This window comes from Priestia sp. 53B2, assembly GCF_056099005.1.
The window spans coordinates 245276-269854 of the sequence record NZ_JBLZXA010000008.1; the positions used below are offsets into that span (position 1 = coordinate 245276).

Annotated in this window: 27 protein-coding genes and 1 riboswitch; of the genes, 5 read left to right on the forward strand and 22 right to left on the reverse strand. The window is 38.6% G+C overall.

Annotated elements, in window-relative coordinates:
• Positions 1-7: 7 nt before the first annotated feature.
• The 4 genes from ACN6NE_RS04650 to ACN6NE_RS04665 all read right to left on the reverse strand — a co-directional run bounded on the left by ACN6NE_RS04650 (position 8) and on the right by ACN6NE_RS04665 (position 2686).
• Positions 8-505 (reverse strand): PTS sugar transporter subunit IIA, encoded by a 498-nt coding sequence (locus ACN6NE_RS04650; RefSeq protein WP_013084668.1) that lies wholly within the window; start codon positions 503-505, stop codon positions 8-10.
• Positions 506-760: 255 nt separating this feature from the next.
• Positions 761-1387, reverse strand: coding sequence for an FMN-dependent NADH-azoreductase (locus tag ACN6NE_RS04655; RefSeq protein ID WP_045293975.1), 627 nt, complete (start codon positions 1385-1387; stop codon positions 761-763).
• A gap of 140 nt (positions 1388-1527) precedes the next feature.
• The gene (locus ACN6NE_RS04660; RefSeq protein ID WP_129704296.1) at positions 1528-1980 is read right to left on the reverse strand and encodes a transporter; all 453 of its coding nucleotides are present in this window, start codon (positions 1978-1980) and stop codon (positions 1528-1530) included.
• A gap of 160 nt (positions 1981-2140) precedes the next feature.
• Positions 2141-2686: a hypothetical protein gene (locus ACN6NE_RS04665; RefSeq protein ID WP_129704298.1), complete on the reverse strand. Its 546-nt coding sequence runs from the start codon at positions 2684-2686 to the stop codon at positions 2141-2143.
• A gap of 689 nt (positions 2687-3375) precedes the next feature.
• Here ACN6NE_RS04665 and ACN6NE_RS04670 point away from each other — a divergent pair.
• Positions 3376-4542, forward strand: a complete 1167-nt coding sequence (locus ACN6NE_RS04670; RefSeq protein WP_013084672.1) for an FtsW/RodA/SpoVE family cell cycle protein — start codon at positions 3376-3378, stop codon at positions 4540-4542.
• 245 nt (positions 4543-4787) lie between these two features.
• On the opposite strand, the gene ACN6NE_RS04675 is transcribed toward ACN6NE_RS04670, so the two are convergent.
• Both ACN6NE_RS04675 and deoD read right to left on the reverse strand, forming a co-directional pair.
• The gene (locus ACN6NE_RS04675) at positions 4788-6236 is read right to left on the reverse strand and encodes a SulP family inorganic anion transporter (protein ID WP_028410908.1); all 1449 of its coding nucleotides are present in this window, start codon (positions 6234-6236) and stop codon (positions 4788-4790) included.
• Between the two features lie 214 nt (positions 6237-6450).
• Positions 6451-7155, reverse strand: a complete 705-nt coding sequence (gene deoD / locus ACN6NE_RS04680) for a purine-nucleoside phosphorylase (RefSeq protein WP_129704300.1) — start codon at positions 7153-7155, stop codon at positions 6451-6453.
• 194 nt (positions 7156-7349) lie between these two features.
• Between deoD and ACN6NE_RS04685 the strand changes: the two genes are divergently transcribed.
• Entirely contained in the window at positions 7350-7502 is a 153-nt protein-coding gene (locus ACN6NE_RS04685; protein WP_013058712.1) for a hypothetical protein, read from the forward strand.
• Positions 7503-7553: 51 nt separating this feature from the next.
• On the opposite strand, the gene ACN6NE_RS04690 is transcribed toward ACN6NE_RS04685, so the two are convergent.
• From ACN6NE_RS04690 to ACN6NE_RS04710, 5 genes are all read right to left on the reverse strand, one after another.
• Complete coding sequence (locus ACN6NE_RS04690) at positions 7554-7877, reverse strand: hypothetical protein (protein WP_013058713.1); 324 nt, start codon at positions 7875-7877, stop codon at positions 7554-7556.
• A gap of 246 nt (positions 7878-8123) precedes the next feature.
• Positions 8124-8750, reverse strand: a complete 627-nt coding sequence (locus ACN6NE_RS04695) for a phosphatase PAP2 family protein (RefSeq protein WP_474324720.1) — start codon at positions 8748-8750, stop codon at positions 8124-8126.
• Between the two features lie 234 nt (positions 8751-8984).
• A complete protein-coding gene (locus ACN6NE_RS04700; protein WP_474324722.1) occupies positions 8985-9755 on the reverse strand; it encodes a sporulation protein in 771 nt (256 codons plus the stop codon).
• Entirely contained in the window at positions 9742-10578 is an 837-nt protein-coding gene (locus ACN6NE_RS04705) for a serine/threonine protein kinase (RefSeq protein ID WP_129704306.1), read from the reverse strand. Before ACN6NE_RS04705 ends, ACN6NE_RS04700 begins: the two co-directional genes overlap by 14 nt.
• Positions 10579-10581: 3 nt before the next feature.
• The gene (locus ACN6NE_RS04710) at positions 10582-10836 is read right to left on the reverse strand and encodes a hypothetical protein (RefSeq protein WP_129704308.1); all 255 of its coding nucleotides are present in this window, start codon (positions 10834-10836) and stop codon (positions 10582-10584) included.
• A 117-nt stretch (positions 10837-10953) separates the two neighbouring features.
• Between ACN6NE_RS04710 and ACN6NE_RS04715 the strand changes: the two genes are divergently transcribed.
• Positions 10954-12015 (forward strand): DUF2515 family protein, encoded by a 1062-nt coding sequence (locus tag ACN6NE_RS04715; RefSeq protein ID WP_129704311.1) that lies wholly within the window; start codon positions 10954-10956, stop codon positions 12013-12015.
• A 58-nt stretch (positions 12016-12073) separates the two neighbouring features.
• Here the strand turns inward: ACN6NE_RS04715 and ACN6NE_RS04720 are convergent, their stop codons facing one another.
• From ACN6NE_RS04720 to ACN6NE_RS04730, 3 genes are all read right to left on the reverse strand, one after another.
• Positions 12074-12244 carry a YozD family protein gene (locus ACN6NE_RS04720; RefSeq protein ID WP_013058720.1) on the reverse strand — a complete coding sequence of 57 codons (171 nt, stop codon included), beginning with the start codon at positions 12242-12244 and terminating at the stop codon, positions 12074-12076.
• A 266-nt stretch (positions 12245-12510) separates the two neighbouring features.
• Positions 12511-13197, reverse strand: a complete 687-nt coding sequence (locus ACN6NE_RS04725) for a hypothetical protein (protein ID WP_013058721.1) — start codon at positions 13195-13197, stop codon at positions 12511-12513.
• A gap of 202 nt (positions 13198-13399) precedes the next feature.
• Complete coding sequence (locus ACN6NE_RS04730; protein WP_013058722.1) at positions 13400-13615, reverse strand: YozE family protein; 216 nt, start codon at positions 13613-13615, stop codon at positions 13400-13402.
• A gap of 408 nt (positions 13616-14023) precedes the next feature.
• Here ACN6NE_RS04730 and ACN6NE_RS04735 point away from each other — a divergent pair, with 408 nt between their 5' ends.
• Both ACN6NE_RS04735 and dat read left to right on the forward strand, forming a co-directional pair.
• Positions 14024-15061, forward strand: a complete 1038-nt coding sequence (locus ACN6NE_RS04735) for an acyltransferase family protein (RefSeq protein WP_474324724.1) — start codon at positions 14024-14026, stop codon at positions 15059-15061.
• Between the two features lie 121 nt (positions 15062-15182).
• On the forward strand, positions 15183-16028 hold the full coding sequence (gene dat / locus ACN6NE_RS04740) for a D-amino-acid transaminase (protein WP_474324725.1): 846 nt from the start codon (positions 15183-15185) through the stop codon (positions 16026-16028).
• Positions 16029-16063: 35 nt separating this feature from the next.
• Here dat and ACN6NE_RS04745 read toward each other — a convergent pair whose 3' ends face one another.
• The 8 genes from ACN6NE_RS04745 to ACN6NE_RS04780 form a co-directional block, all read right to left on the reverse strand.
• The gene (locus tag ACN6NE_RS04745; protein ID WP_474324727.1) at positions 16064-16342 is read right to left on the reverse strand and encodes a YokU family protein; all 279 of its coding nucleotides are present in this window, start codon (positions 16340-16342) and stop codon (positions 16064-16066) included.
• Between the two features lie 14 nt (positions 16343-16356).
• Complete coding sequence (gene kamA / locus ACN6NE_RS04750; RefSeq protein ID WP_474324729.1) at positions 16357-17769, reverse strand: lysine 2,3-aminomutase; 1413 nt, start codon at positions 17767-17769, stop codon at positions 16357-16359.
• A gap of 67 nt (positions 17770-17836) precedes the next feature.
• A complete protein-coding gene (ablB, locus tag ACN6NE_RS04755) occupies positions 17837-18685 on the reverse strand; it encodes a putative beta-lysine N-acetyltransferase (protein ID WP_474324730.1) in 849 nt (282 codons plus the stop codon).
• Between the two features lie 26 nt (positions 18686-18711).
• The gene (locus ACN6NE_RS04760; protein WP_028410900.1) at positions 18712-19977 is read right to left on the reverse strand and encodes a peptidase; all 1266 of its coding nucleotides are present in this window, start codon (positions 19975-19977) and stop codon (positions 18712-18714) included.
• A gap of 13 nt (positions 19978-19990) precedes the next feature.
• Positions 19991-20653, reverse strand: a complete 663-nt coding sequence (locus tag ACN6NE_RS04765) for a 3-oxoacid CoA-transferase subunit B (protein ID WP_129704319.1) — start codon at positions 20651-20653, stop codon at positions 19991-19993.
• Positions 20638-21339 (reverse strand): CoA transferase subunit A, encoded by a 702-nt coding sequence (locus ACN6NE_RS04770; RefSeq protein ID WP_129704321.1) that lies wholly within the window; start codon positions 21337-21339, stop codon positions 20638-20640. Before ACN6NE_RS04770 ends, ACN6NE_RS04765 begins: the two co-directional genes overlap by 16 nt.
• On the reverse strand, positions 21340-22689 hold the full coding sequence (locus ACN6NE_RS04775) for an aspartate aminotransferase family protein (RefSeq protein ID WP_129704323.1): 1350 nt from the start codon (positions 22687-22689) through the stop codon (positions 21340-21342).
• A gap of 108 nt (positions 22690-22797) precedes the next feature.
• Positions 22798-24033, reverse strand: coding sequence for a dicarboxylate/amino acid:cation symporter (locus ACN6NE_RS04780; RefSeq protein WP_129704326.1), 1236 nt, complete (start codon positions 24031-24033; stop codon positions 22798-22800).
• Between the two features lie 180 nt (positions 24034-24213).
• A riboswitch (cyclic di-AMP (ydaO/yuaA leader) is annotated at positions 24214-24368 on the reverse strand.
• Positions 24369-24579: the final 211 nt, after the last annotated feature.

Below are 24579 nucleotides of genomic sequence, written 5' to 3' on the forward strand. Positions count from 1 at the left end.
TTGCTTATTACTTCATCGTTACTTTTGCACAAGCCGTTTCGCCTTTTTGAACCGTCCCTTGAGCCAAAATTTCGAAACTTTCACTTGCATCACTATTTGTAATAACGATTGGTGTGATAATACTTTTCGCTTTTTCTTGAATAAGTGCTAAATCAAATGTGATAAGAGGTGTTCCTACACTTACTTTATCACCTTGTGCCACGTGAGCTTCGAATCCTTCGCCTTCCATTGCCACTGTTTCAAGGCCGATATGTATTAATACTTCCGTACCGGCTTCTGTTTTTAAGCCTACCGCGTGTTTTGTATGGAAAAGCTGAACGACTTCACCAGCAACAGGTGAAACAACTTGTCCTTCTGAAGGTTCGATTGCAAAACCGTCTCCCATCATCTTCTGTGCGAACACTGGATCTGGCACTTCGCTGATTGGCAGGATATTACCTGAAAGCGGAGCTAGAACGGTTGTTTCTTTCGATTTTGTCTTATTACCAAATAATTTTTTAAACATCTCAATCACCCTTTTTTAGATTGTACTTGTAGCATACCCCAATGATTCTGCAGAAAAACTTCCCCTATCCCGATGTTACGTTAACATGGTCATTATTTAACCATGCTTTTTTTGTCTTGTAAATAAAAATGTATAAGCGTTTTTATAAGAAGTACGTTCTCTATGCTGCACTTTATGTAACCCTTTACATATTTTACGAAGGAAAGATGTTGAATTTTAAACCTAAAAAAAAGCCCTTTTAAAGGGCTTTTGACATTAGAACGTTGACGCAACTTCTTTTGCTTTTTCAGATGCTTTTGCTAGAATATTGTCTGCTTCTGCTGGTGTATAAGCCATGCCTTCTGCAACAACCAGTTGGAAATCTTGAACACCAATGAAGCTCATCACTGTACGTAAATAGCTTTGAGTAAATTCTAGCTCTGCCGCAGGGCCTTCTGAATACACACCTCCACGGGCTTCTAGTAATACTACTTTTTTATCTGAAGCTAATCCTACTGGACCATTTTCAGTATATTTAAACGTTTTTCCTGCAATTAAAATGTTATCAATATATGCTTTCATTAATGGAGGGAAGCTTAAGTTCCACATTGGAGCTGAGAAAATAACTTTGTCAGCTTGTAAAAACTGCTCTACTAATTCACCCATACGCGTTACTTTTTCTAATTCAACAGCTGATAATTCTTCACCAGCTCCAGCTTTTCCCCATGCTGCTAAAACATCTCCATCAATGAATGGAACTGTTTCTTTATACAGATCAAGTGTTGTCACTGTATCAGTCGGGTTTGCTGTTTTATACTCATCTAAGAAAACCTGTGCTAAACGAGTTGAAAATGATGCTTCATCAACCTGCGGATTTACTTTCACATATAATACATTTGCCATAAATGTCATCTCCTAAAAAGTGTCTATCATCATTAATTCGAGATATTACTAAATAAATTATCTTTAATTCGAGATTTATTATATAACGCCATTTTTTATGCGTCAACCTTTTCGCACAAAAAAACTCCGCAAGCGGAGTTTTATACACATTGAAATTCTCGAATTTGATTTACATCTACACCAGCATACACCCAGAAAGATCCTGTCCAGCGATAACCTGCAACTGAGCGTCTGCCTACAAAGGTTGGGTAAAACCAGTAAGGTCGACCATGTCTCGGCCATATATAGGTATATCGGTATAAGCATCCTGCAATAGCACCTGGATCAACAGCATAAAGTGATGGACCTCCTGAACCTAGCTTTGGTGTAGGTGTAAAAGCTGGCGGTGGACTTGAAGGCGGCTGCGCTCCTCCCTGCGGTGGAAACCCTTGGCCCCCTCCTCCAGGTGGTGGCGGTGGAAATCCTTGACCTCCTCCAGGTGGAAACGATGGAAACCCTTGGCCTCCTCCTCCAGGTGGAAACGATGGAAACCCTTGACCTCCTCCAGGTGGAAACAAATTTTGAAAACGTGGATCGTATTGATATGGATACATACGCACTCCCCCTTTATAATGCTTGCTACGTTACAATATGCATCATAATGAAGATAGGTGAATGTCTACTTTTACCTTCTATAGACTAATTGTACGATGTCAAACTTGATGAGCTTAAAGGAGAGCCTTATCGGAGGAAATAATAAATCCAACACGGAAACTACTTGCGTGTTGGATCTGCTTGCGGGAAATATTTTTCAATAAAATTATACAGCCAAAATACGGTAATCAAAATAGGAGCTATTAGAAAAGGATGTTGAACCCACATTTTTACCAGTACCTTTTCAAATGACGGAATCGATTTTAACACTTGAAATAACGAGCTTCCGCTAAAAATAACGCTCGTTCCTATCAATAAAAAAGATAGCCAGTTAAATTGATCTATCCACATGCTCATAGAGATATAAAAACTAACACCCGTTCCTATGCCCCCCATTATTCCACTTAAAATACTTTTTACCGAAAAAGGAATCCCTACAAACCATCCGGCTCCTAGTCCTGCACACCCTGCTAAAATGCTAGAAAAAAGCAGCGGCTGCTCAAGCCAGAGACATGCATTCACTCCAACCACTAAGGTGACATGTATTCCTACGTGAAGGGAAATTCTTTTGCCAACAGGCTCTGAAACATAATGATAGTAGCGCACGCTATAAAAAATTGTCCACCATAATAATAAAAATGCTGTCACACTTGCCCCTATAATCATAAACACACCTCTCTACGTTATGATTCTATTAATCTCTATCTATTATTTTCCTAATATCCTGTTTCTCTTATTCGGTAATCTATCCATATATCTTCCATACGTTCGTTCATCAGCAAGAAAGTAGAATATAACTGTATTCTTGTCTCAACTGCTTACTTGTGGGGGGTGCTAAGAAGTTGAATGTCTGCATGTAGAAAAAGATAGTGAAGAACACTTTCTCTTATCTTTACTATTATTCATATGTAAAGCTTGCTAGATTTAGTCCTCGCAGTTTAGAATTTTTCAGTCGTTCATATGAAACTATTTGCCCTTTCTTTCGTTATATATATACACGTTTCTTTATCTTTTCACGTGCAAAAAAAGATAAATTCCTATAATATGTTTTCATATTAACCTTTAAGGAGATAAAGAAGATGAATTAAATAAATCCCTGCAAATAGAGTTTTTAGAAAAAAGAAATTGTTATCATTTCTCCTATTTATGTTATAGAATAATTCATGTATAATAAAAGGCTGTATGGTAACGCAGCGTGCGACATATCTTTTCTTACTTTTAGCAAGTCTATATTCAAAGCAAAAACTGCAAAGTGGGGTTAGTGCGACTCTTCATTAATCGACTTTGCATTAAAAACCAGCATTTTTCTTTTATCATAAAGAAAGAATGAGATTTAATAGTGACAGGTGAATAATATGGGTGAAAATCAAAGAAATGTTAGTAGATTTGACTGGAACTTGGCTTTCCTAATCTTCCTATTGTTTTGCGTAAGCGTTGTGGCAATCCATAGTGCTGAAAAAATTGGGCAGTATGATAAGAACTTCGTAGCGCAACAAGTTGTTTTTTATATAATCGGAATGGTGATTATAGGGTTTGTCATGCGTTTTGACTCCGATCAGCTTCAAAAGCTAACGTGGGTTTTTTATGGATTTGGGAACTTTTTATTGCTTCTTTTACTAGTGGCTCCGTCAAGCATTGCCAGAGAAATTAACGGGGCAAAAAGTTGGTTCACACTTCCCGGCTTTTCGTTACAGCCATCAGAGTTTATGAAAGTGTTTTTGATTATCACACTGAGTACGGTCATTGTTAAACACAATGAAAAATATCGTATCCGGACAGTAAGAGAAGACTTTTTACTGCTTGGTAAACTGGGTGCTGTACTTGCTTTACCTTTATTATTAATCATGCAGCAGCCTGACTTAGGTACCGCTCTTGTGTTCTTAGCAATCACAGTTGGACTTGTATTTGTTTCAGGCGTAAGCTGGAAAATCATCGCGCCTGCATTTTTAGGTATTACAGCGGTTGGTTCTGTCATTTTGGGACTTGTTGTTTATGCACCTAGCCTATTAGAAAAGTATCTAGGGGTTAAGCAATACCAATTTGGACGTATTTATTCTTGGCTTGATCCTGAGTCATATAGTTCGGGAGAGGGCTATCATTTAAAGAAATCGTTAGATGCAATTGGATCAGGAATGGTAAACGGTAAAGGAATCGGAAATGGCGTTGTCTATTTGCCAGAGGGACAGACCGACTTTATTTTTGCGGTTATTGGAGAAGAGTTTGGCTTTATTGGCGCCAGCATTGTTATTAGTCTTTTCTTCGTACTCGTTTATTACTTGATCAAGCTAGGCCTTGAAACAAAAAATGAATTCAATTCTTACTTATGTGTAGGCGTTATTTCAATGCTTACGTTCCACGTATTTCAAAATATCGGTATGACCATTCAAGTCTTGCCTATTACCGGAATTCCACTTCCTTTTATTTCATATGGAGGTAGTTCACTGATGGGGAACATGTTTGCAATGGGTCTGATGTTTGGAATCTCATGGCATCACAAACGCTATATGTTTGGAAATGATTAAAGAGAGACGATGGTCTCTCTTTTTTTTCTTTTATCTCCCTATTAAGCATGCTACAATAAAGAAAACGCTTCCGAATCCTGTTTTAAAAGGAGTAGATATGCATGCTTGATTACCAATATCGGCGCAAAGCCTATGCTATTTTGTTAAAACAGACATCCGTACCTTCATCTACAACTTCTTTTTCCACCTGGCTCATACAGCTACTAAAACGAAACAAGTAAAAAAGGTGTGCTACTGCACACCTTTTATTTGTTCGACAGAGACGTTATGCCAATTTGCCTTACGATTTTTTTACTATCTTCATTTAGTCCTTTTACAATAACCTTTTTATTCAATCGCTCGTACTTATCGATAATTTTTGAGATGCCGATCACGGCCGATTGATCCCATATATGAGAAGAACTAAAATCAATAATGATGGTATCCGGGTCTGTTTCATACTGAAATTCATCCATGAAGAAGCTGATGGTGGCAAAAAATAATTGCCCTGAAACCCTGTATTGTTTCATATTACCTTCTGTTTGTGAAGTTGTTTTGATTTTAGCCATCTTCCAGCCAAATACAATAGTACTTAAAACAATACCTACCATTACTCCTAATGCTAAGTTATGTGTAAACAATACGATAACCACCGTAACAACCATTACAATGGCATCCGATAGTGGATATTTCGTTAAGTCTTTAAGGGACTGCCAATCAAATGTACCGGCAGCTACCATAAACATAACGCCTACAAGAGCAGCCATTGGAATTTGTTTAACAACATCGCCAAGCACCATAATTAAGAACAATAAAAAGACTCCGGCGACTAAGGTAGATAACCTTCCACGTCCCCCTGATTTTACATTAATCATAGATTGTCCAATCATGGCACAGCCAGCCATTCCTCCAAAGAAGCCCGTTACAATATTAGCGATGCCTTGACCACGCGCTTCTTTATTTTTATTCGAAGGCGTATCTGTAATTTCGTCCAGTACCGTTGCCGTTAGCATAGATTCAAGTAGGCCTACAATCGCTAAAGGAAGCGAATAAGGTAAAATGATAAGCAGTGTCTCCACTGATAAATCAACCTTTGGAAAGTGAAGAACCGGCAGCGAACGCGTAATATTCCCCATATCTCCTACCGTTTTTAAATCTAAATGAAAGACAATCGCTACAATGGTCATCAAGACAATGGCAACAAGCGGAGATGGTATTGCTTTGGTCATGAGCGGAAACAAATAGACGATGAGCAGCGTTCCGGCTACCATTGCGTACATCATCCAATTTGCTCCTTGAAAATGGGGAAGCTGTGCTGTAAAAATTAAAATACCTAGCGCATTTACAAAGCCAATCATAACTGTTTGAGGAAGAAATGATAAAAACCTTCCTACTTTCAAAACACCAAGTAAAATTTGAATAATTCCGGTTAAAACAGTAGCTGCAAATAAATACTCAATGCCGTGATCTTTGACTAAGTTAATCATCAATAAAGACATTGCTCCTGTTGCAGCTGAAATCATAGCTGGTCTTCCGCCTGTAAAAGCAATCACAATTGCCATACAAAAAGATGCATACAGGCCAACCATGGGATCGACACCGGCGATAATGGAAAAAGCCAGGGCTTCTGGAATAAGCGCAAGAGCAACTGTCATCCCAGACAAAATATCTGCTCGAACGTTTGAAAACCACTGCTGTTTAATACTTGCCATCATGATGGTTTATCACCTCTTATGAATTTTTTATACGATTTTCGACTTTCACGAAAACCAAAGCCGTTTTTAACGTATCAAATCGTACCATACAATTCCCCGTTTGGAAACAATTAATTTTCACAAATAAAAAGACGAGAAGCTTGATTGCTTCTCGTCTTTTTATTTGTTATGCCGCAGCTTTTCACTGCCATTCAGCAAATAAACGAATTTATATTCATTCATTAATTGCTGCTTCAAGCGCAACAATAATCATATCGTTAAACGTCGTTTGACGCTCTTCTGACGTTGTTTCTTCACCAGTGAAAATGTGATCACTTACTGTTAAAACCGATAAAGCATTACGGCCGTATTTAGCAGCTAGCGTATACAAAGCCGTCGTTTCCATTTCAACTGCCAATACCCCGTGAGCTGCCAATTTTTCTAGCTGGCCGTCTTCATTGTAAAATTGATCAGATGTAAATACACTTCCTACTTTTAACTGAAGGCCTTTTTCAACACCTGCATCGTAAGCGCGCTTTAATAAATCAAAGTTAGCTGTCGGTGCATAGTCAATAGGACCAAATTTAACGCGGTTCATTTGTGAATCACTTGAAGAAGACATGGCTAAAATAACGTCACGTACTTTTACATCTTTTTGAATTGCTCCGCATGTACCAACGCGAATTAGGTTTTGAACACCATATTCATTCATTAGTTCATTTACATAAATAGCAATTGATGGTACACCCATTCCTGTTCCTTGAACAGAAACGCGCTTTCCTTTATATGTTCCTGTAAATCCAAGCATACCGCGCACTTCGTTATAGCAAGTTACATCTTCTAAAAATGTTTCTGCAATGTATTTTGCACGAAGTGGATCACCTGGAAGTAAAATCGTTTCTGCAATATCACCTTGTTTTGCCCCAATATGTACGCTCATTTCGTACCTCCTATATGTAAAAAATCTTACGCTTTCACTATACCATATTGTATCCCTTGCATGTCTATTTACTTCTAACATTATGCGTCAAAAATAAAAAGACATACTGCCCAAAAAATGGCGTAGTATGTCTTTTTATATAAGGGCACGCTAATAGCGCAAGGGATTTACTAACGTTAGCTGAGGTGATATGTATGGGAAAAAAACATCGCAACCGAATTAATTCGCCTAAAAAGAATAATCATATTCCAAAAGAAGCAATTATAGCAGAACATGAAGCCCATGGAGATGAATATTCAGCAACAAACCGAAAAAATGGCCCTGGCCATCATACTCGTGATTACTAAGGGTTAACATATAAATAAAAAGCGGCCAGATAGGTCGCTTTTACCTTATGTTTAACGTACGTGCAGACGGTTTACTTTTTGCCAGCCGTCTGTCCATAGCTTGTAGTAATACTTTCCTCGAGTACCTTCATCAATTAACAAAATATCGCCTGTGCTGATAAACCTCGCATCACAATCTTTTGGCAAATTATCAGCAATATTAAACATCTGAAATACTTGTGTTGCTGCGTCTTGATGATCGAATGCTGTAATCGTTAGACGATGGACAGGCTTATATCCGCGCTTTTCGCCTTTTTCTTCTGTTTGCATAATGGTTACATCATATTCTGTGCTAATATTAAATTGTTTTTTTATTGTGGTCCACACACTCAACATTCTTCCCTCCACCCAAAAGCAAGTATTTACTCTTTTACGTCATGTATTCTTATATAATTAGTGATAAAATCCGAAAATCCTTTATCGAATCAAAACGTTTTTTGTCGAAATTACTAGTTTTTTCTTATTAAACGTGTACATAAAATATTTGTTTCCCATTTTATCATTAGTTGTTTTTGAATGGATGAATCAATAGGCCTACTTAAACAAAATGAAATATTAACGAAAAAAATGTAACCATTGCTCCTATTTTTGGTTATATAGGCGCTTAGAAAGGAGGTAGACCCCTAAGGACCAAGCAAGTCCTAAACAATATCCTGCTAGTATATCCGTTAAAAAGTGTACGCCTAAATACAAACGGCTAAATCCAATTAATAAAATAACAATAGCAATTACGCATGCAGCTGCCGTTTTGACAGCCCTGCTTCTTGTATACATCCATATTAACAAAAGTACTCCGCTGTAAAACGCCATTGAGTTCATGGCATGTCCGCTTGGAAAACTATAGTGAGAGGCGGGAACCACTTGACTCCAATCAGGTCTTGGTCTTGCAAAAATCTCCTTCAGTCCCCAATTTAAAGCGCGAACTCCCCAAAAAACGAGCGTGATATATAAAACGAGCAACCCTTTTCGTTTATAAAGAAGAAATACTATAATCGCAAACCATATTGGCGCAGTGACATACCAAGATCCTACGGTTGTTATAAATATGATGATGGGTGTTAACGTGCCCGTCCTCCATCCTTCAAAGGTATGAAGTATATTAAAGTCAAGCTGTTTCACCCAAGGTGTATTAAATGTAAATAAAATGAGTAAAAAGAAAGCTAAAAGCGATACAATAAATAGAGAATATTTTGTAGTGCGATTTACCATTTTTATTTCCTCCAACCTATTAAAAGAAAAAGCATGTAGCGTTCTACATGCTTTACTTATTCACACGTTTTGGCTGAATATAGTCTTCTGGCTTAGGAGCTTGATGAACGACAAATTCAGCCGAAAATTCCTCTTTTGTATTTATTTTTTTCGTTTGCTTTGATTGCGGCATATACCTCTCTCCTTTCTTTTTACTGTCTTTAATATACGAAAAATAAAGGAGAGCTATGCACGTTAGCTATAGCGTGAAATAATATTGGTTAATATATTTTTTAACTGAGGAATTTCTTTTTCAGAAACATGAACATGAACGAGCGACTCATCTGCATCCAGCATTTCAGAAAGAAAGCCGCCAAACCCTCTGGCACGTCGATCTACTTCTATAAATAAATCGTAGTCATGTAAGCCGTTCGGCTGCACGATGATTTCAATTTCATCTACTTTCCCAGCGTACACTCCACCGCTTGGAACAAATTCAAATTCTTGAACAAAAGGAAGCCTTTTTCTCATCCGGCGAGGGGCTTCTTCGCACTCGACTTGGCGCAAGCGAAAGCCAAGCTGTTCCATAGCTTCAATTGTGCTTGTTACCATAAGGTTAGGAAGCACTTTTACATGATCAATATCTGACGGATCAACGGCATCTTTAATATCAAGGCTCGTCGCCACCCAAACCCGGGTTCTCCCTAATGTAACAGGTGTATCATCAGGCAGCTGAAAGGTAAAAGGAATAGACTTCGTTTCAGATGGTTGAATCGTGAACGGGTCGTTAATCTTAAACGTATTAAGCTCAATATCCTGCTTGTATTTTTTATCGTCTCTTTCTTTTACATAAGTTGTGAATAGACGCAGATAGATGCTGTCAATTTTCTGCTCAACATTGCCTCCGTACACTTCAACAATTCCTTCAATCTTTTCACCAGCACGAAATTCATCATTGACAAGCTTAGCGTCCACTCGCGCTGCACCAATTCCAATGCGGGCTAACGCTTTATTAAATAGCGCCATACTTTCCCCTCCCTGAGTTCTTACTATTTATATAGTCATAAATATCTTTTTGTAAACTTTTAATGCTTTCATACGATTCATCTGCTCTCATCATTTTTTGAATGATGATTTTAATAGGTATCGACAAACTTAGCTCTTGTTCCCAGCTTCTTTCTTGTTTTTCCGTCGGCTCATAACCAGAGTATAATAAAAATAAAAGAAAATGACCAAGTGCATAGATATCGCTTGCAGCAGATGTTTGTCTCATAAACTGCTGTTCTTCTATAAGGGTGCTGGTTTCTTCATGGTCCCCTAAAAATCTAGCAAGACCAAAGTCAATAACATAAATGGTTCCGTTAACATCAATAATATTTGGAATACGAAGATCACGGTGAACGATTCCTTGCTCATGAATAGCAGAAACTACGTCTAGAATATTAAGTAAAATGTTAAGCGCTTGTTCTTCAGTATACACGCGCTTCTCTTCAAAAATTAAATCTTCAAACGTTTTCCCGTGAATCAATTCCATCACTAAGAAACAGCCTTCATCTGTTTCGATAGCTTCATACAGTGAAGGAATTTGAGGATGATTTAATTGAGACAGCAATTTCGCTTCATAATGATAAGACTTCAGCCCCTGAGACGTGCGCTGCTTTGTTTTACGGAGTTGCTTTACTACTACCTCTTTTTGTTGCACAATATCGTTAGCAACATATGTTATACCATAGCTTCCCATTCCCAGTACATCTATGATTTCATAGCGCCCGCAAATGACTTTTCCTTTTTTAAAAGGGCGGTCAACTAACCAGCGATGAAGGTGTTTGAACATTCGATTTTTCATCATAAATCAACTTGAGAAAAAGCTTGAGAAGAAGCTTCCACTTTTACGCTTGCGCTTGTAGTGGTGGTGGCCATATTTTGAATGACTGTGGCTGTCATAATATTTGCTTCGTTTATAATCGCTACTGCTGCTATGGTGACGAGGACGTCTGTAATGATGATCACTGCTGCTGTAGTGACGAGGACGTCGATAGTGTCGATTGCTGCTGCTGTAGCGTCGGTGTTTAGATCCAGTTAATGATTCAAAAATTTTTCTGAACATAAAGAAAACCTCTTTTCTTAACATTTGTTACCCTTTATACGTACGAAATGTTATAAAGGTTTCAAAAAGTCCCTTACCCTTTTTTTATATAGTTAAACGTTTCAAAGGAGGCTTAACATGACTTCTACTGACACAAATCCCCTGATTAGATTGGAGGATATTCTTCGCCTGCAGCAGATGATGCAGCTCAAACCTCCTGCTACTCTCCCGCTGTCTTTTATCGGAGAAGACGTAAAATTGATTAAAGAGATTCGAAAAAAAGTAAAAAAAGCTAATCAAAACAATGTTACACGTACCCAAGCTTATTTAGACTATTACCAAAAACACCCCGAAATTCACTGGGCTTTTTTAGCACACTTGGTTTCGCGAAACGGCGGCTATTACATGACAGATCTCTCCACTACCTTAATAAAATCCCTGCTTTCTCCAGAAAAACAGCACGCTTACTTCTTGTTTTTAGAACATTCCAATTCCGCCATTTTTCATGATGCTTACGCTCAGCTGTTACTCTATGAAAAAAGCAAAGAGCAAAACAGCAATCTGTTTCATTTACTCCCCGCTTTTCACATATCTTCTTTTATGAAAGCTGTTTGGAATGACTTTTGGCAGCATAGAAACAAAACGCTCTTATCAATAGCCCTGATTGTGAACGAACAGTATCATATCGAAAAAAATGTTCTTTTTAAAAAAGAGTTTCAGCGGGATGTTCTTCACTCTTGGCAGTTTCACACTCAAAACTTTCTCGGTATGACTCAAATCGTTTTTCCCTATTATTCAGGTAATAACATTGATTTATGTGGAACAAAAGTGTATCATTTCGAGTCTGTCTTAAAACGGATTGAAGTGGGAAAAACTTTATACGTTCTTCTTTTTTATTCAAACTTGCATGATTCTATCTATACATTTAGCCTTAAACACCCCCACACAGGGTCTCGAAGCGATTATAATTCGGATATATTTACAAAGAATCGAACTCATTCCAAAAAGCTGTATAGCCCGACGTTAAATATGAGCTGGGGAGACCGCGTACACCTTTTTTTAAGAAAAGATGAGTGGTTTGAAGACGAAAGCATATTTTCTCTCCTTGAGTCTATTCCCGCTTCTTCAGTTAAAAAAATTCCCCTTCAGCATCATATAAAAGTGCAATCTGCTATTAAAGCTGCTAACCCTTTTTCATAGCCGCTGTCTCATAAACAAAACGACGAGTTTCCCCGTCGTTACAGATGTATCTATCTTTTTATTCTTCATCTTGCTCATCAATAATACATTTATCAATGAGATAATCAAAAGTTATATCCGCTAATTCGCCTAGCTCTTCTTCAGCCGGAACATAGCCTCGCTTGACTAGTTCATTGTAAAAGAACTCCGCAATTTCTTCCGTATCAATGACCACTTCGATTTCTTTCACAATATCACTCCTTATCCCGTTTGAACGGATTAGCGTACCTTATTTTTTTAAAAAATAGGTTCACTTCATCTTCTGCTTGAAGTTTTACCTTATACACATTTATGAACAATTCGGCAATAGTATGTCTAAAATTTCAGCAGTTTAAATAGAAAGGTAATTATACCCATTCTTTTTTCATTACCATCGCCGTATACACAAATAAAAGATAGCTAAGAGAGATGTGATAATCTATCTCGGCTATCTTTTATTTATTAGGCATCTACCTGCTATTTTCCTTGTTCGGATTTTGCTATCTTTTTTAAATGTTTCAGCACTAAGTTCATGACTTCAGCGTATTCTTCATCTTCAAAAAGCTCATACAAAAATTTATAATCATTGTACACATCTAAAAGACCGTTTATAATCTCATGCTTTTCTTTAGTTAACCTCACTTCTTCTTTTTCAGAACCGTTTTGTTTTTTCATCTTTGGTAGCAACTCCGTCTTTTTAATTTCTTTACCTAAATACAACATATCAACACTTTGAGCGTAATTTTCTGTTTCCTCATGAGGAGTTACGAGAATGAGTTCTTCTTCACTAGCCTCAAGCCATTCTCCATCTGTTACACGTGACAATTCATAGACAATATCTTCCCATGAATCCTCTTTATAACGCCATATTTCTGTTCGAATACCAATGATTTTAAATAACTCTTTTCCATAATTAAAAACCTGGACGATATCGCCGAAGAAAAATTTATATTCAAGCTCTACTCTTTCCTGTACTAATATTTGACCTTCATATTCTTCTAGAAGCTCAATTGTATCTTCTAAAAAAAGACCTTCACTATGGTTGATTTCGTATACAAAAATCCCATCCATCACTTTTATATCGGTAATAGTGCCAACGGTCCCGTATATTGTTACAACGACTGTTTCACCAATTCCGTATTTAGGTTTTTTCTTCCCTGCCATCGTCGCACCTCCTTAGTAAACATACACCTACTGAAAAGTTACAATATTATATGCAGTAACTAAAAAAGGGGAAGTATAACATCTTTAGAACCAAGCCTTTATTATCTATTGCCCTCTATCATTTTTACCGCTGCTTATTACATGAGCTTAAGAAAATAAAAAAGCAGGCTGATGGATATCCATCAGCCTGCTTTTTTATTCCTCACGCATTATTTTGATAAAGCTCCCATGCTTCATCAAATACGGTCATACTTGATAAATAATGTCCGTTGAGCTCTAAATAAGAACTCAGTTCGTCATAATCTGTTGAAGATTTCGGGAAGCTGTGATCATCGTAAGCACTTCGCGCAAACTCTCCCATTCGATCATGTTTTTTATTTGATCGGAATTTCATTATATAGTGATAAAAGGATTTCATTGTACTTCCCCTCCAGCGGTATGTGTATCTTTTCTATTATTTTTTCAAGAAATCTACAACTTTCTTCTGTGATATGTAGATGTCGAACACTGCAATATAAGTGGTTTACTGGACAAAAAATATTAAATTCATGTTACAGTTGCAAAACAAATTTCACTATTAGCGTAACGAATAAATATTGTTATATCAATATTTTTCTTTTTTCAAAAAGATATTTGTAACAAAAACACATCGTTTTTATAACAAAAGCGTTGATTCGACAGGTTGCTCAAGCCTTTATGTAATTGCAAAAAAGAAGAATTCATGTTTTAATTCCGTAGTGAAAGGTTATTCTAACAATAATCGCCATTTAAATAAATCTTGTTGGTGGGAGGTTTACATCAGCATATGTTGAGGAAAAATAATACTATGAATACTCGAAATGCTTACTTTGATAATGCTAAATTCGTATTAATTTTTTTGGTTGTATTTGGACACATGATTTCTCCGTACCGAACAGATAGCAGCGGAATGCTGTCCATTTATCACTTTATCTTTATTTTCCATATGCCTGTCTTTATTTTACTAGCAGGTTATTTCTCAAAAAATTTTCATAAAAAAGGCTATTACAAAAAAATATTTACAAAGGTGGCTCTTCCTTACTTAGCTTTCCAAACTATCTATACCCTTTATTATAGTGTGCTTTATACAGATGAAACGTACACGCTTCAATATTTGGTTCCTAGATGGGCAATGTGGTTTCTACTGAGCTTAATTTTTTGGAAATTAATGCTTCCTTTCTTTGCGAAATTCCCGATGTGGATTAGCTTAACTGTCTCTATTTCGCTTGGACTTGCAATGGGCTTCATTGATATTGACGGATTTGATAAAATTCTAAGCATTAGCCGAATGTTTGTCTTCTTCCCGTTTTTCCTTTTAGGCTACTATTTGTCACAGCGACAAGAGCCTTTTACAAATCTTTTGACAGCGCGAAATCGAATCATTGCATCCATCGTATTACTAGTTACATTAATCGGAAGCTATTCTTTCTTAGACGACACAGCTTACACAGATATGCTGTATGGAACGAACACGTACGACAATGTGGTCGAATTTTTAATGCGCGCTTCTCACTATGGAATTGCTTTTCTTGTGTCTTTTGCCTTTATGGCTTTAATTCCAACGCGCGGTTTTGCTTTAACAAGCATTGGACAGCGATCCCTATACGTGTATTTATTGCACGGCTTCATTTTAAAATGGTTCTTTACAACTGACTTCTCAAAAAGTCTAGAGCCAACGTCATGGGGTATTATCGTCTTAATCGCACTGTCCATTTTAGTAACGATGCTTCTCGGCAGCCGTATTGTCGATTGGTTCATCACCGGTACCAAGCTCATCGTTCAGTTTGTTACACCTAAAAAAGCCATTCAGAAATTTTCATTAGCATTCAAACGTACGTTTTCATAAAAGTCATACTCCTAAAGGAGTATGACTTTTTTCATTTTCTTCGAAGAAATCAAGTAAATAATTTCATTTTGCTGAATTTTATGTTAACGTTTTAATATCTAAAGGAAGGGAGTTTTTCAAGATGGAATTAGCATATTATGCTGGAGAGTTTAGAGATATTAATGAGGCTGTTATTCCAATTGATGAACGCGGTCACCAGTTCGGAGACGGTGTTTATGAATTTATTCGCGTATACAAAGGAGTTCCGTTTTCAATTGAACGTCACTTAGACCGCTTAGAAAGAAGTGCAAAGGCAATCTTTATCGAACTGCCGGTTTCAAGACAAGAGCTAAAGGACATCATTCACCAAGCAATGGAAAAATCAACGTTAAAAGACGCTGATATTTATATTCAAGTTACGCGCGGGATTGCTCCTCGAAATCATTTATTTCCCGATGTACCTGCACAATTAGCACTCACAATACGCCATCCTCGCCAAACACCTGAAGAAGCCTATGAAAAAGGCATTTCCACGCTTCTTTTGGAGGACGAACGATGGGCTAATTGCTATATCAAATCATTGAACCTACTTCCTAACCTTCTGGCCAAACAAGCTGCGGCTTCTAAAGGATGTAAAGAAGCTATTTTAGTAAAAGACGGATACATAACCGAAGGGTCGAGCAGCAATGTATTTGCGATAAAAGACAACGTGTTGTTCACGACTCCTGCCACAAGAAAAATTCTATCCGGTATTACGCGCGCTAACGTACTGGAATGTGCGCAGGAACAAGCCATTCAAATCCGAGAACAAAATATGACTCCTTCCTTTTTAAAAGACGCTGATGAAGTTTTTATTACGAGCACATCTGTTGGTCTCTTGCCAGTTTTAAAAATAGACGAAGTCGAACTTCCAACTTTCCGTCCTGTTACAGTGGCTTTAAAACACGCGTACAGCCTGCGCACTGCTGGAACAAAGGCTTATCAATAAGCAAAGCCGCCCCTTACAAAATAAGGGGCGGCTTTTTAGAATTTAAAGTAGTTGCGCTTTAATAATCTTGGCACTTTTAATAGCTCATCATACCGAATGGATTCATCAAGTTTTTTTGTATCGATAAGAAGCAGCTGTGTTTCCACTTCTTCTATGATCTCTTCTTCTTGATATGACATCCCGCAACCTGAACAGCTGATACATGGCATATGAGTAATTTCAATACTTCTCGTTCCGTCTGGCAATTCCCAGTATGCGGTATTAGTTGTTTCTACCGCTTTTTCTTCTTCGCACCATGCGCATTGAACAGTCATATTACAGGACCTCCTTAAGATGATGGAGCATCGTCGCTTTTATTGTCTTTTTTCAATTGAGCTTTAAACTTTTTATCTTTTAATTCATCTCTTTTTTCACGTTTGTCTTTTAGGCTTTCGTGAGCACTGTCACTTTCATATGTTTTACGTCTTTTTACTCTCCCTAACCCTTCCGGTACAAGGTTGAATTGAGCATCATTCATAAGACCCGAGATGCCGATGGAAGAATCTTTAGCATCCGATGCTGGATAAACAGCTCGAAAATAATCATCTGCACGCCCAGGCACATAGCTTTCTGGCTCCGGATACGTCGTAATCACTCCTTCAAAGTTTCGCAGAACAACTTTACTTGCGCTTTGACTAATAATATAGTTTGGCTGAACCGCAATCTTTCCTCCTCCTCCTGGCGCATCAATAACAAACGTTGGAACGGCATAGCCAGACGTATGACCTCGCAGCCCTTCCATAATTTCAAGCCCTTTGGAAACAGGTGCGCGAAAATGCCCAATTCCTTCTGATAAATCACACTGATAAATATAGTAAGGACGAACGCGTATTTTCACTAAATCGTGCATAAGCTTTTTCATGATAGCCACGCTGTCATTAATCCCAGCTAAAATAACCGCCTGATTGCCAACTGGAACGCCTGCATCGACAAGCATTTCACATGCTTTTTTTGTCTCTTCCGTAATTTCAATGGATGTATTAAAGTGAGTATTTAACCACACTGGATGATATTTTCTTAAAATGGCACATAAATTTTCCGTTATTCGCTGCGGAAACACAACGGGGGCTCTTGTGCCAATCCGAATAATTTCCACATGGGGAATAGCTCGTAAATTCTTCAAAATATATTCTAAAATGTTGTCATTAATCAGCAAGCCATCACCGCCTGAAATGAGTACATCTCGTACTTCAGGTGTTTTGGCGATATAAGCAATCGCAGTATCTAACTGCTTTTTTGGAACGCCCATTCCGATTTGTCCTGAAAACCTTCTTCGAGTACAGTATCTGCAGTACATGGAGCATTGATTGGTAACTAAGAACAAAACGCGATCAGGATAGCGATGAGTCAACCCTGGCACTGGAGAATCTTCGTCTTCATCTAGGGGATCTTCTAGATCATATTTTGTTTTATGAAGTTCTTTGCCAACCGGAACAGACTGCATACGGACGGGGCAGCGAGGATCATCTGGATTCATCAAAGATGCATAGTAAGGCGTAATATTGAGCGGAATTGTTTTGGTTGAAATGCGTACTCCTTCTTCTTCTTCAGGAGTTAAGTTAATGACCTTTTTTAAATCACCTAACGTTCGAATGGTGTTTGTTAATTGCCAAATCCAGTCATTCCATTTTTCTTCAGGAACATCTTTCCATAACTCAATATCTTTCCAATGTCGGGACGGCTTATATAAATCATATAACATACAATCGCTCCTTTATGAAGATTTACTATTGTTATATGTTACAGCCCATAAATTGGTTAATTATTTCTCACCCTTTACTTTTTGACAGATCCTTCACCCACACGTTCATATCTTCTAACGATTTATAAATGTAACAATTATTCGTTAATCGTCCCGTATAGATATACCCAAGCTGATGAAAAGCGGCATTCATCCCAAATGAAAGCGCTCTCGCTAGTGTGTATGCACAAAAAATATGCTGCTGTTTTAGCTCCTCCTCTAGTGCGCTTAATAAATGCTTCATTAATCCATACTTTCGGTAAGCAGGGAGAGTCGCACAGTCCGTTAGTTCAGCATTATGATAAACATAGTCAATTTCAGCAGAAGCAGCGCTAACGATATCGTTCTTGTCAACTATGATATAAAACAAACTATCTTCTTGAAGCAAACTAGAGAGATACTCTTCTTCGTAGAGGGGAGTAGGATACACTGTGAAGATTTGACGGTAGAGCTGAGAAAGTTGTTTAGCGTCAGATGAAATGGCTCGGCGCATGATCAGTTGATTCGATAAAGGAGAACAATCAGATGTCGGCAAATTCAAAACATCTTGAAGCAGCTCTGTTTCTTTTAACGTCTCCCCGCTGTCTCGGCGGGATTGAGACGTATAGTAGCATAAAAGATACGCGTCGCTTCCGTTAAAATAGCAGGGAACAGTTGCTTCTAAAGAAAATCCCAAGCTCATCCAGTCCAACAGATGTTCAGCACGTGCTTTTACAATCCACTTTTCGTACGTTGCCTTATCAATTTCTTTATATATATAGTTGTAAATATCGTTCACATTTCCCCGGTAATCATCTATTCTCAGACGCTTGTTCCATTCATCTAAAAAAAGAGTCATAGCAAAGGTTGGTTGACAAATACTTTCTTGTTTCGCCATTTGTTTGTATCCTCTCCCTTTTTAGCTTAGTCCGCAATACTGCACCAGTCTGCTACCGTGAGAGCAATAATTTCTGCTGCGTCAAGCATCGTTTGAATACAAATATACTCATTCGGAAAGTGGGCCACTTCTGTTACTCCCGGTCCAAAAACAACTGTTGGAATATCCCCTACTTGTGAAAGTATCCCTCCATCCGTTCCCCAAGGAGATGCTTCAATGATCGGCTGATTCTGTTTCACTTGATAAAAAGAGGACGAAAGAGAGGTCATAAGCGGATGCTCCAATTCAATTTCACCGGGAAGCCAGTGGGCCCCAAACCATTCCAAGTCGACAGGATGCTCAGCAAACCACTCATCACACTGAGGCAAAAGTTCAAGCCAGGATTTCATTTCTGCTCTGACATTTTTCATTTTTTCATGCGGAGCAACTCCTATCCTGCCTTCTAATATTACTTGATCAGCGACTGAAGAAGGCCACGTTCCTCCTTGTATATTTCCGATATTAATCGGCACGGGAATGGGAATTTTATTATAGAGCGGATCTGTAATTCGGCTGTTTCTCTCTTTTTCAAGACCCTCAATATGTTTAAGCACAACAGCTGCTTTTTCAATCGCACTCACGCCTTCATACCGAGTCCCTCCATGTGCTGCTACTCCATGCACGGTCACTCGAAACCACATGGAGCCTTGCTGTTTAGGGAAAATCTTCATGTTGGTTGGTTCTGGAATAATGGCACCATCTGCTTTATACCCTCTAAGTACACAGGAAAGTGTTCCTGCACCTCCGCTTTCCTCTTCTACTACGCTTTGAAAAATAACATCTCCTTTTAGTGAAATATCTAGCTCTTTCAACGCTTGAATAGCTAAAAGTAACGACACATTTCCTCCTTTCATATCCGTTGCTCCGCGTCCATATAAGTTTCCATCTTTTACAACAGCCGTATAAGGGTCTTCCGTCCACTGTGAAAGATCTCCGGGTGGCACTACATCAATGTGCCCATTCAAAATGATGGATTTCCCTCCACCTTTCCCTTTTAACACGCCTACCACATTCGGACTATCGCGAAAAGTAGAACGGTTGGAGGCAAAAGCTTCATGGCTACGAAGTATTTTTTCGTCCGGTTCCCATATATCAATATCTAACTGCAGCTGTCGAAGGCGTTCAATGACAATTGCCTGCGCATGCTTTTCAGAACCTTGTACGCTTGCTTCTTCTACGAAACGCTTGAGTAAACGCACTGCACTTTGACGATGCTCTGTCATCCAGTTATGAATAGATTGTTGTATGTTCATGTAATGGTCCTCCTTATGGTATTGTAATCAATTGATCACTCAGGCGAACTGTCGCTTCTGTTGAACTCAAAATATCCTCTACGGTATAAGGAGACATTAACTCTGTTAGAAGAAGCGCATCTTTTTCTACTTTAAAAACCGCCCGCTCTGTAATAACTAATCCCACGCAGCCCGAAGCAGTCAGAGGTAAAGAGCACGCCTTAACCAGCTTCGGTTCTCCTGTCTTGCTCGTATGATTCATTAGCACAATGACTTTTTTCGCTTTTTGAGCTAATTCCATCGCTCCTCCCATCCCAGGAACTCGCTTACCTGGCACAATCCAATTAGCTAAATCCCCTTTTTCACTCACCTCTAAAGCACCAAGAATAGTCATATCGACGTATCCTTTTCGAATCATCGCGAAGGCTGTAGCACTGTCACAGTATGAAGCCCCTTGAACGATAGTTGTTGGGTAGCCTGCTGCATTGCAAACATTCTCATCTTCTTCACCTAAAGGAGGGGAAGATCCTAACCCTAAAATTCCGTTTTCAGCATGAAACATCACATGAACAGTGCTTGGTACATAATTAGGAATAAGAGAAGGAATGCCAATCCCTAAATTAACAATCATGCCGTTTTTGATTTCAGCCGCAGCACGTTTTGCAATACGATGACGAATATCTATTCCCAAACCCATTTCCAATTCACTCCTTTTGAAGGGACAATATAATCCACAAATACACCTGACGTCATCACGTTCTCTGGGTCAATGTCGCCAAGAGGAACGATTTCATCCACTTCAGCAATAGTTATACGACCTGCCATAGCCATTAATGGATTAGTGTTTCGAGCGCTTTTATCATAAAGCAAGTTGCCGAATGGATCTGCTTTTTTTGCATATACAAAAGCCACATCGGCTGTGAGTGGTTTTTCAACTAAAAATGTCTTGCCGTCTACTTCCACTTTTTCTTTTCCAAATTGAATAATGTCATTTTCAATTCCTACATCAATCAGTAATCCTCCGAGTCCAACTCCTCCCGCTCGAATCCGTTCAGCAAGCGTTCCTTGAGGAGAAAACTCAACTTTCAGCTTTTCTTCTGTCATCAGCGTTCCAGCCACTGGGTTCGATCCAATATGAGAAGCGATCAGCCTTTGAATTCTTCCTTGGCTTACCAATTTTCCCGCACCAATATGAGGAAAGCCTGAATCATTACATATCAATGTAAAATTTGATTTTCCGCTTTCAATCAGACCGTCAATGAGAGAAGGCGGGCTGCCTACTCCTCCAAATCCTCCTATCATCAGCGTAGCAGCATGATCCACGTATTCAATCGCTTGTTCCACAGTTGTAATCTTTTGAAATGAGTTTTCAACCTTTGTCACTCATTTCACCTCATTTCTCTGTTTTTCATTTTGCACTTCATGTAATGTTTTCGAAAGCAGATCGACCGCTTCATCAAGTTGACGATGAGTAATTGTAAATGGTGGCGCAATAATAATACCGTCTCCTTCGACTCCGTCTGTTCCTGCTTGTGAAGGATAAAGGAGAAGACCATTTTTTTGGGCTTTACTTATTACGCGTGCCGTCATATTTTCCGAGGATGAAAAAGGCTCCTTCGTTTTTGGATTTTGCACAAGCTCAAGACCAATTAGTAAGCCTTTGCCACGTATATCACCAATGATAGGATAAAGAAGTTGAAGCTTCTTCAATTTCCCTACTAAATAGTCTCCTTTCAGCGCTACTTCTTGAACAAGATCATGCTTTTCAATATAGGTTAAAACAGCTAGCCCTACAGCGGATGACAGCGGATTAGCGCTTAGCGTATGTCCGCTCATAATTAATTTGGATCCGTTCATGATAGGTTCAATCGTTTTGCTGCTAGCCAACGTAACGGCTATTGGTGTATATCCTGCTCCCACTCCTTTTCCAAGCGTCATGATGTCTGGTTTAGCTCCCCAGTGCTCATACGCAAACATCACGCCTGTACGCCCAACTCCAGTCATGACTTCATCCGCAATCCATAACACATCATATTTATCACAAATTTCTCTTATCACTTCATAATAACCGGGAGGAGGTGTAAGCGCTGCTCCGGCTGCTCCTACAATGGGCTCTGTAATAAAAGCAGCAATATGTTCAGGGCCGGTTCGTTTGATAACTGTTTCCAATTCGTGTGCACAAGCAAGATTACAGAATGGATAGGTTTGATGAAACGGACATCGATAGCAATAAGGAGGTGAAACCGAAGGATAATCTTCAAGCAAAGACGAGAAGCGTTTTCGTCTTCCAACGTGCCCTGACATAGACAGAGCTCCTATTGTAATACCGTGATAGCTCATCCAGCGTGATAAAACCTTTGTTTTGGTTGACTTTCCTTGCTCTTGAAAATGCTGAATTGCCGTTTTCATAGCCGTTTCAGTCGCTTCTGTCCCGCTGTTTACAAAAAAGCTCCACTGGAAGTGATTGCTGCTTAATTCACATAGTTTCTTAGCTAAGGCTTCTGTTGGATCACTTGTAAACTGCGACCGATATACAAACGCAACTTTCTGTGCCTGATCGGTCATCGCATTAATAATTTCTTTTACGCCGTGTCCGATACTTGCTGTAACTGCCCCCGACGAAGCATCTATGTACCTTTTTCCATCTTGGTCGTACAAATAAATTCCTTTTCCATATGAAATAACTGGGTAGTCGTCGTCGAGCAGCGGCTTTATTACATGAGTTTTATTCATTTCCGCACTCTCCTTTCAAACATACACTCTTATTAAACTGTATGCTGAAAAGAAGAGTTTCTTGCCAATAAAAAAAGCCCTAGCATATAGCTAGAGCTTTTACACTTATTAAGCCGAGTGCGTTACAGATTTATCGATACGCTTTGCTTCTGACTCAGCCACAATAACGGCACACGCAGCGTCTCCCGTAATATTTACAGATGTACGAAGCATATCAAGCAAGCGATCAATCCCGATAATCAATCCGATACCTGCTACAGGCAGGCCAACCGAACTCAATACCATTGCTAGCATAATGAGACCAACTCCCGGCACACCTGCTGTACCAATACTAGCAAGCACCGCTGTCAATACAACCGTCACAAGAGCACCCAGCGACAGGTCAACACCGTATACTTGCGCAATAAAAATAGTCGCTACACCTTGCATAATTGCCGTTCCATCCATGTTAATGGTAGCACCTAACGGCTGAACAAAACTGCTGATGGACTCCGGGACACGAAGATTTTTTTGAGCCACATTCATTGAAATCGGAAGCGTTGCATTACTGCTTGATGTACTGAATCCAACTGTCATCGCAGGAGCAAAACCTTTAAAAAATTCAATTGGGTTACGTCTGGCCATAAGAGCGACTGATCCCCCATATGTTACGATCGAATGGATAAACAGTGCGAGCACGACTACAATCATGTACAGCCCCATCGCTTTAATTGCCTGCCAGCCTTGACTTCCAACCGCGGTTGCGAGAAGCCCAAATGTTCCATAAGGAGCAAACTTCATCACTAGATTTACAAGGTACATCATCAATTCATTACCTTGCTCGAGTAAATTATAAAGCCCTTTTGTTTTACTTCCAAGCATCGTAATACCAAAACCGATAAAGATAGAGAAAACGATAAGTTGAAGCATATTCCCTTCAGCCATCGCTTGAATTGGATTGACTGGAATCATATTTAAGAATGTCTCTCCAACCGGCGGTGCTTTTTCGGCTTCGAAAGAAGCGTTTTTTGTATCAAAAGATCCAAACGTACCCGGTTTGATTGCATACGCTAAAATTAAACCGATAATAATCGCAACGGTTGTTGTAACTAGGAAGTAGGAAACTGTTTTAGCCCCGATTCTTCCTAGTTTTTTAGGATCTCCTAAACCTGCTACACCTAACGTGATAGAGAAAAACACAATTGGTACAACAAGCATTTTAATTAAGCTTAAGAAAATTTGGCCAAGCGGTGTAAACAAGTACTTGTCCAGCGGAGCAAAAGCACTTGGAGCAAAAGCATTAATCAACACTCCTACAACAGCACCAGCAATTAGTGCGATAATGATCTTTGTCGATAGCTTCATAGATTTACCTCCCGTAAATAAATTATATTAGAATGATTCTAACTACCATACTTATTTTACCATGCATTGAGAGCGATAACACTCAAAATATACAATATATTAAAAATTTTCAGATTAATAGTTTAGGAATGTTTTTAGCTATACAAAAAACCATGAGAATATCATGGTTTCATAGACCTGTTATTCCCTCACTGAATGCTTACGGAGTTAGCTGTCGGATTCGGGTACGTGAGTTACCCTACTTGATTCATTCAAGATTCACCCCAAGTACATTACGCACAAATATGGGTCCCCCGTTCTCTTATAAAACAAAAGAGATTAAGCAAATAATTTTCTTTAATATTTTTGCATGATAATAATTGTTACTTTAATTAAAATTCATTTTATATGTTTCTGTCAAGTTTTTATTCAAAAATAATGCAGAATTTTATCATAAAAAGTTGAGAATTGTTATATTTTAAAATATTTACATCATATTTCAATAAACCACAAATACTTATTTAACAAGACTTAAAATCTAACGAATAAAAAATTAATTCAAAAAAT

Coding starts and splice junctions, on each gene's coding strand:
- ACN6NE_RS04650 (WP_013084668.1), bottom strand. CDS start 505: ATGTTTAAAAAATTATTTGGTAATAAGACAAAATCGAAAGAAACAACC.
- ACN6NE_RS04655 (WP_045293975.1), bottom strand. CDS start 1,387: ATGGCAAATGTATTATATGTGAAAGTAAATCCGCAGGTTGATGAAGCA.
- ACN6NE_RS04660 (WP_129704296.1), bottom strand. CDS start 1,980: ATGTATCCATATCAATACGATCCACGTTTTCAAAATTTGTTTCCACCT.
- ACN6NE_RS04665 (WP_129704298.1), bottom strand. CDS start 2,686: ATGATTATAGGGGCAAGTGTGACAGCATTTTTATTATTATGGTGGACA.
- ACN6NE_RS04670 (WP_013084672.1), top strand. CDS start 3,376: ATGGGTGAAAATCAAAGAAATGTTAGTAGATTTGACTGGAACTTGGCT.
- ACN6NE_RS04675 (WP_028410908.1), bottom strand. CDS start 6,236: ATGATGGCAAGTATTAAACAGCAGTGGTTTTCAAACGTTCGAGCAGAT.
- deoD (WP_129704300.1), bottom strand. CDS start 7,155: ATGAGCGTACATATTGGGGCAAAACAAGGTGATATTGCAGAAACGATT.
- ACN6NE_RS04685 (WP_013058712.1), top strand. CDS start 7,350: ATGGGAAAAAAACATCGCAACCGAATTAATTCGCCTAAAAAGAATAAT.
- ACN6NE_RS04690 (WP_013058713.1), bottom strand. CDS start 7,877: ATGTTGAGTGTGTGGACCACAATAAAAAAACAATTTAATATTAGCACA.
- ACN6NE_RS04695 (WP_474324720.1), bottom strand. CDS start 8,750: ATGGTAAATCGCACTACAAAATATTCTCTATTTATTGTATCGCTTTTA.
- ACN6NE_RS04700 (WP_474324722.1), bottom strand. CDS start 9,755: ATGGCGCTATTTAATAAAGCGTTAGCCCGCATTGGAATTGGTGCAGCG.
- ACN6NE_RS04705 (WP_129704306.1), bottom strand. CDS start 10,578: ATGATGAAAAATCGAATGTTCAAACACCTTCATCGCTGGTTAGTTGAC.
- ACN6NE_RS04710 (WP_129704308.1), bottom strand. CDS start 10,836: ATGTTCAGAAAAATTTTTGAATCATTAACTGGATCTAAACACCGACGC.
- ACN6NE_RS04715 (WP_129704311.1), top strand. CDS start 10,954: ATGACTTCTACTGACACAAATCCCCTGATTAGATTGGAGGATATTCTT.
- ACN6NE_RS04725 (WP_013058721.1), bottom strand. CDS start 13,197: ATGGCAGGGAAGAAAAAACCTAAATACGGAATTGGTGAAACAGTCGTT.
- ACN6NE_RS04730 (WP_013058722.1), bottom strand. CDS start 13,615: ATGAAATCCTTTTATCACTATATAATGAAATTCCGATCAAATAAAAAA.
- ACN6NE_RS04735 (WP_474324724.1), top strand. CDS start 14,024: ATGAATACTCGAAATGCTTACTTTGATAATGCTAAATTCGTATTAATT.
- dat (WP_474324725.1), top strand. CDS start 15,183: ATGGAATTAGCATATTATGCTGGAGAGTTTAGAGATATTAATGAGGCT.
- ACN6NE_RS04745 (WP_474324727.1), bottom strand. CDS start 16,342: ATGACTGTTCAATGCGCATGGTGCGAAGAAGAAAAAGCGGTAGAAACA.
- kamA (WP_474324729.1), bottom strand. CDS start 17,769: ATGTTATATGATTTATATAAGCCGTCCCGACATTGGAAAGATATTGAG.
- ablB (WP_474324730.1), bottom strand. CDS start 18,685: ATGGCGAAACAAGAAAGTATTTGTCAACCAACCTTTGCTATGACTCTT.
- ACN6NE_RS04760 (WP_028410900.1), bottom strand. CDS start 19,977: ATGAACATACAACAATCTATTCATAACTGGATGACAGAGCATCGTCAA.
- ACN6NE_RS04765 (WP_129704319.1), bottom strand. CDS start 20,653: ATGGGTTTGGGAATAGATATTCGTCATCGTATTGCAAAACGTGCTGCG.
- ACN6NE_RS04775 (WP_129704323.1), bottom strand. CDS start 22,689: ATGAATAAAACTCATGTAATAAAGCCGCTGCTCGACGACGACTACCCA.
- ACN6NE_RS04780 (WP_129704326.1), bottom strand. CDS start 24,033: ATGAAGCTATCGACAAAGATCATTATCGCACTAATTGCTGGTGCTGTT.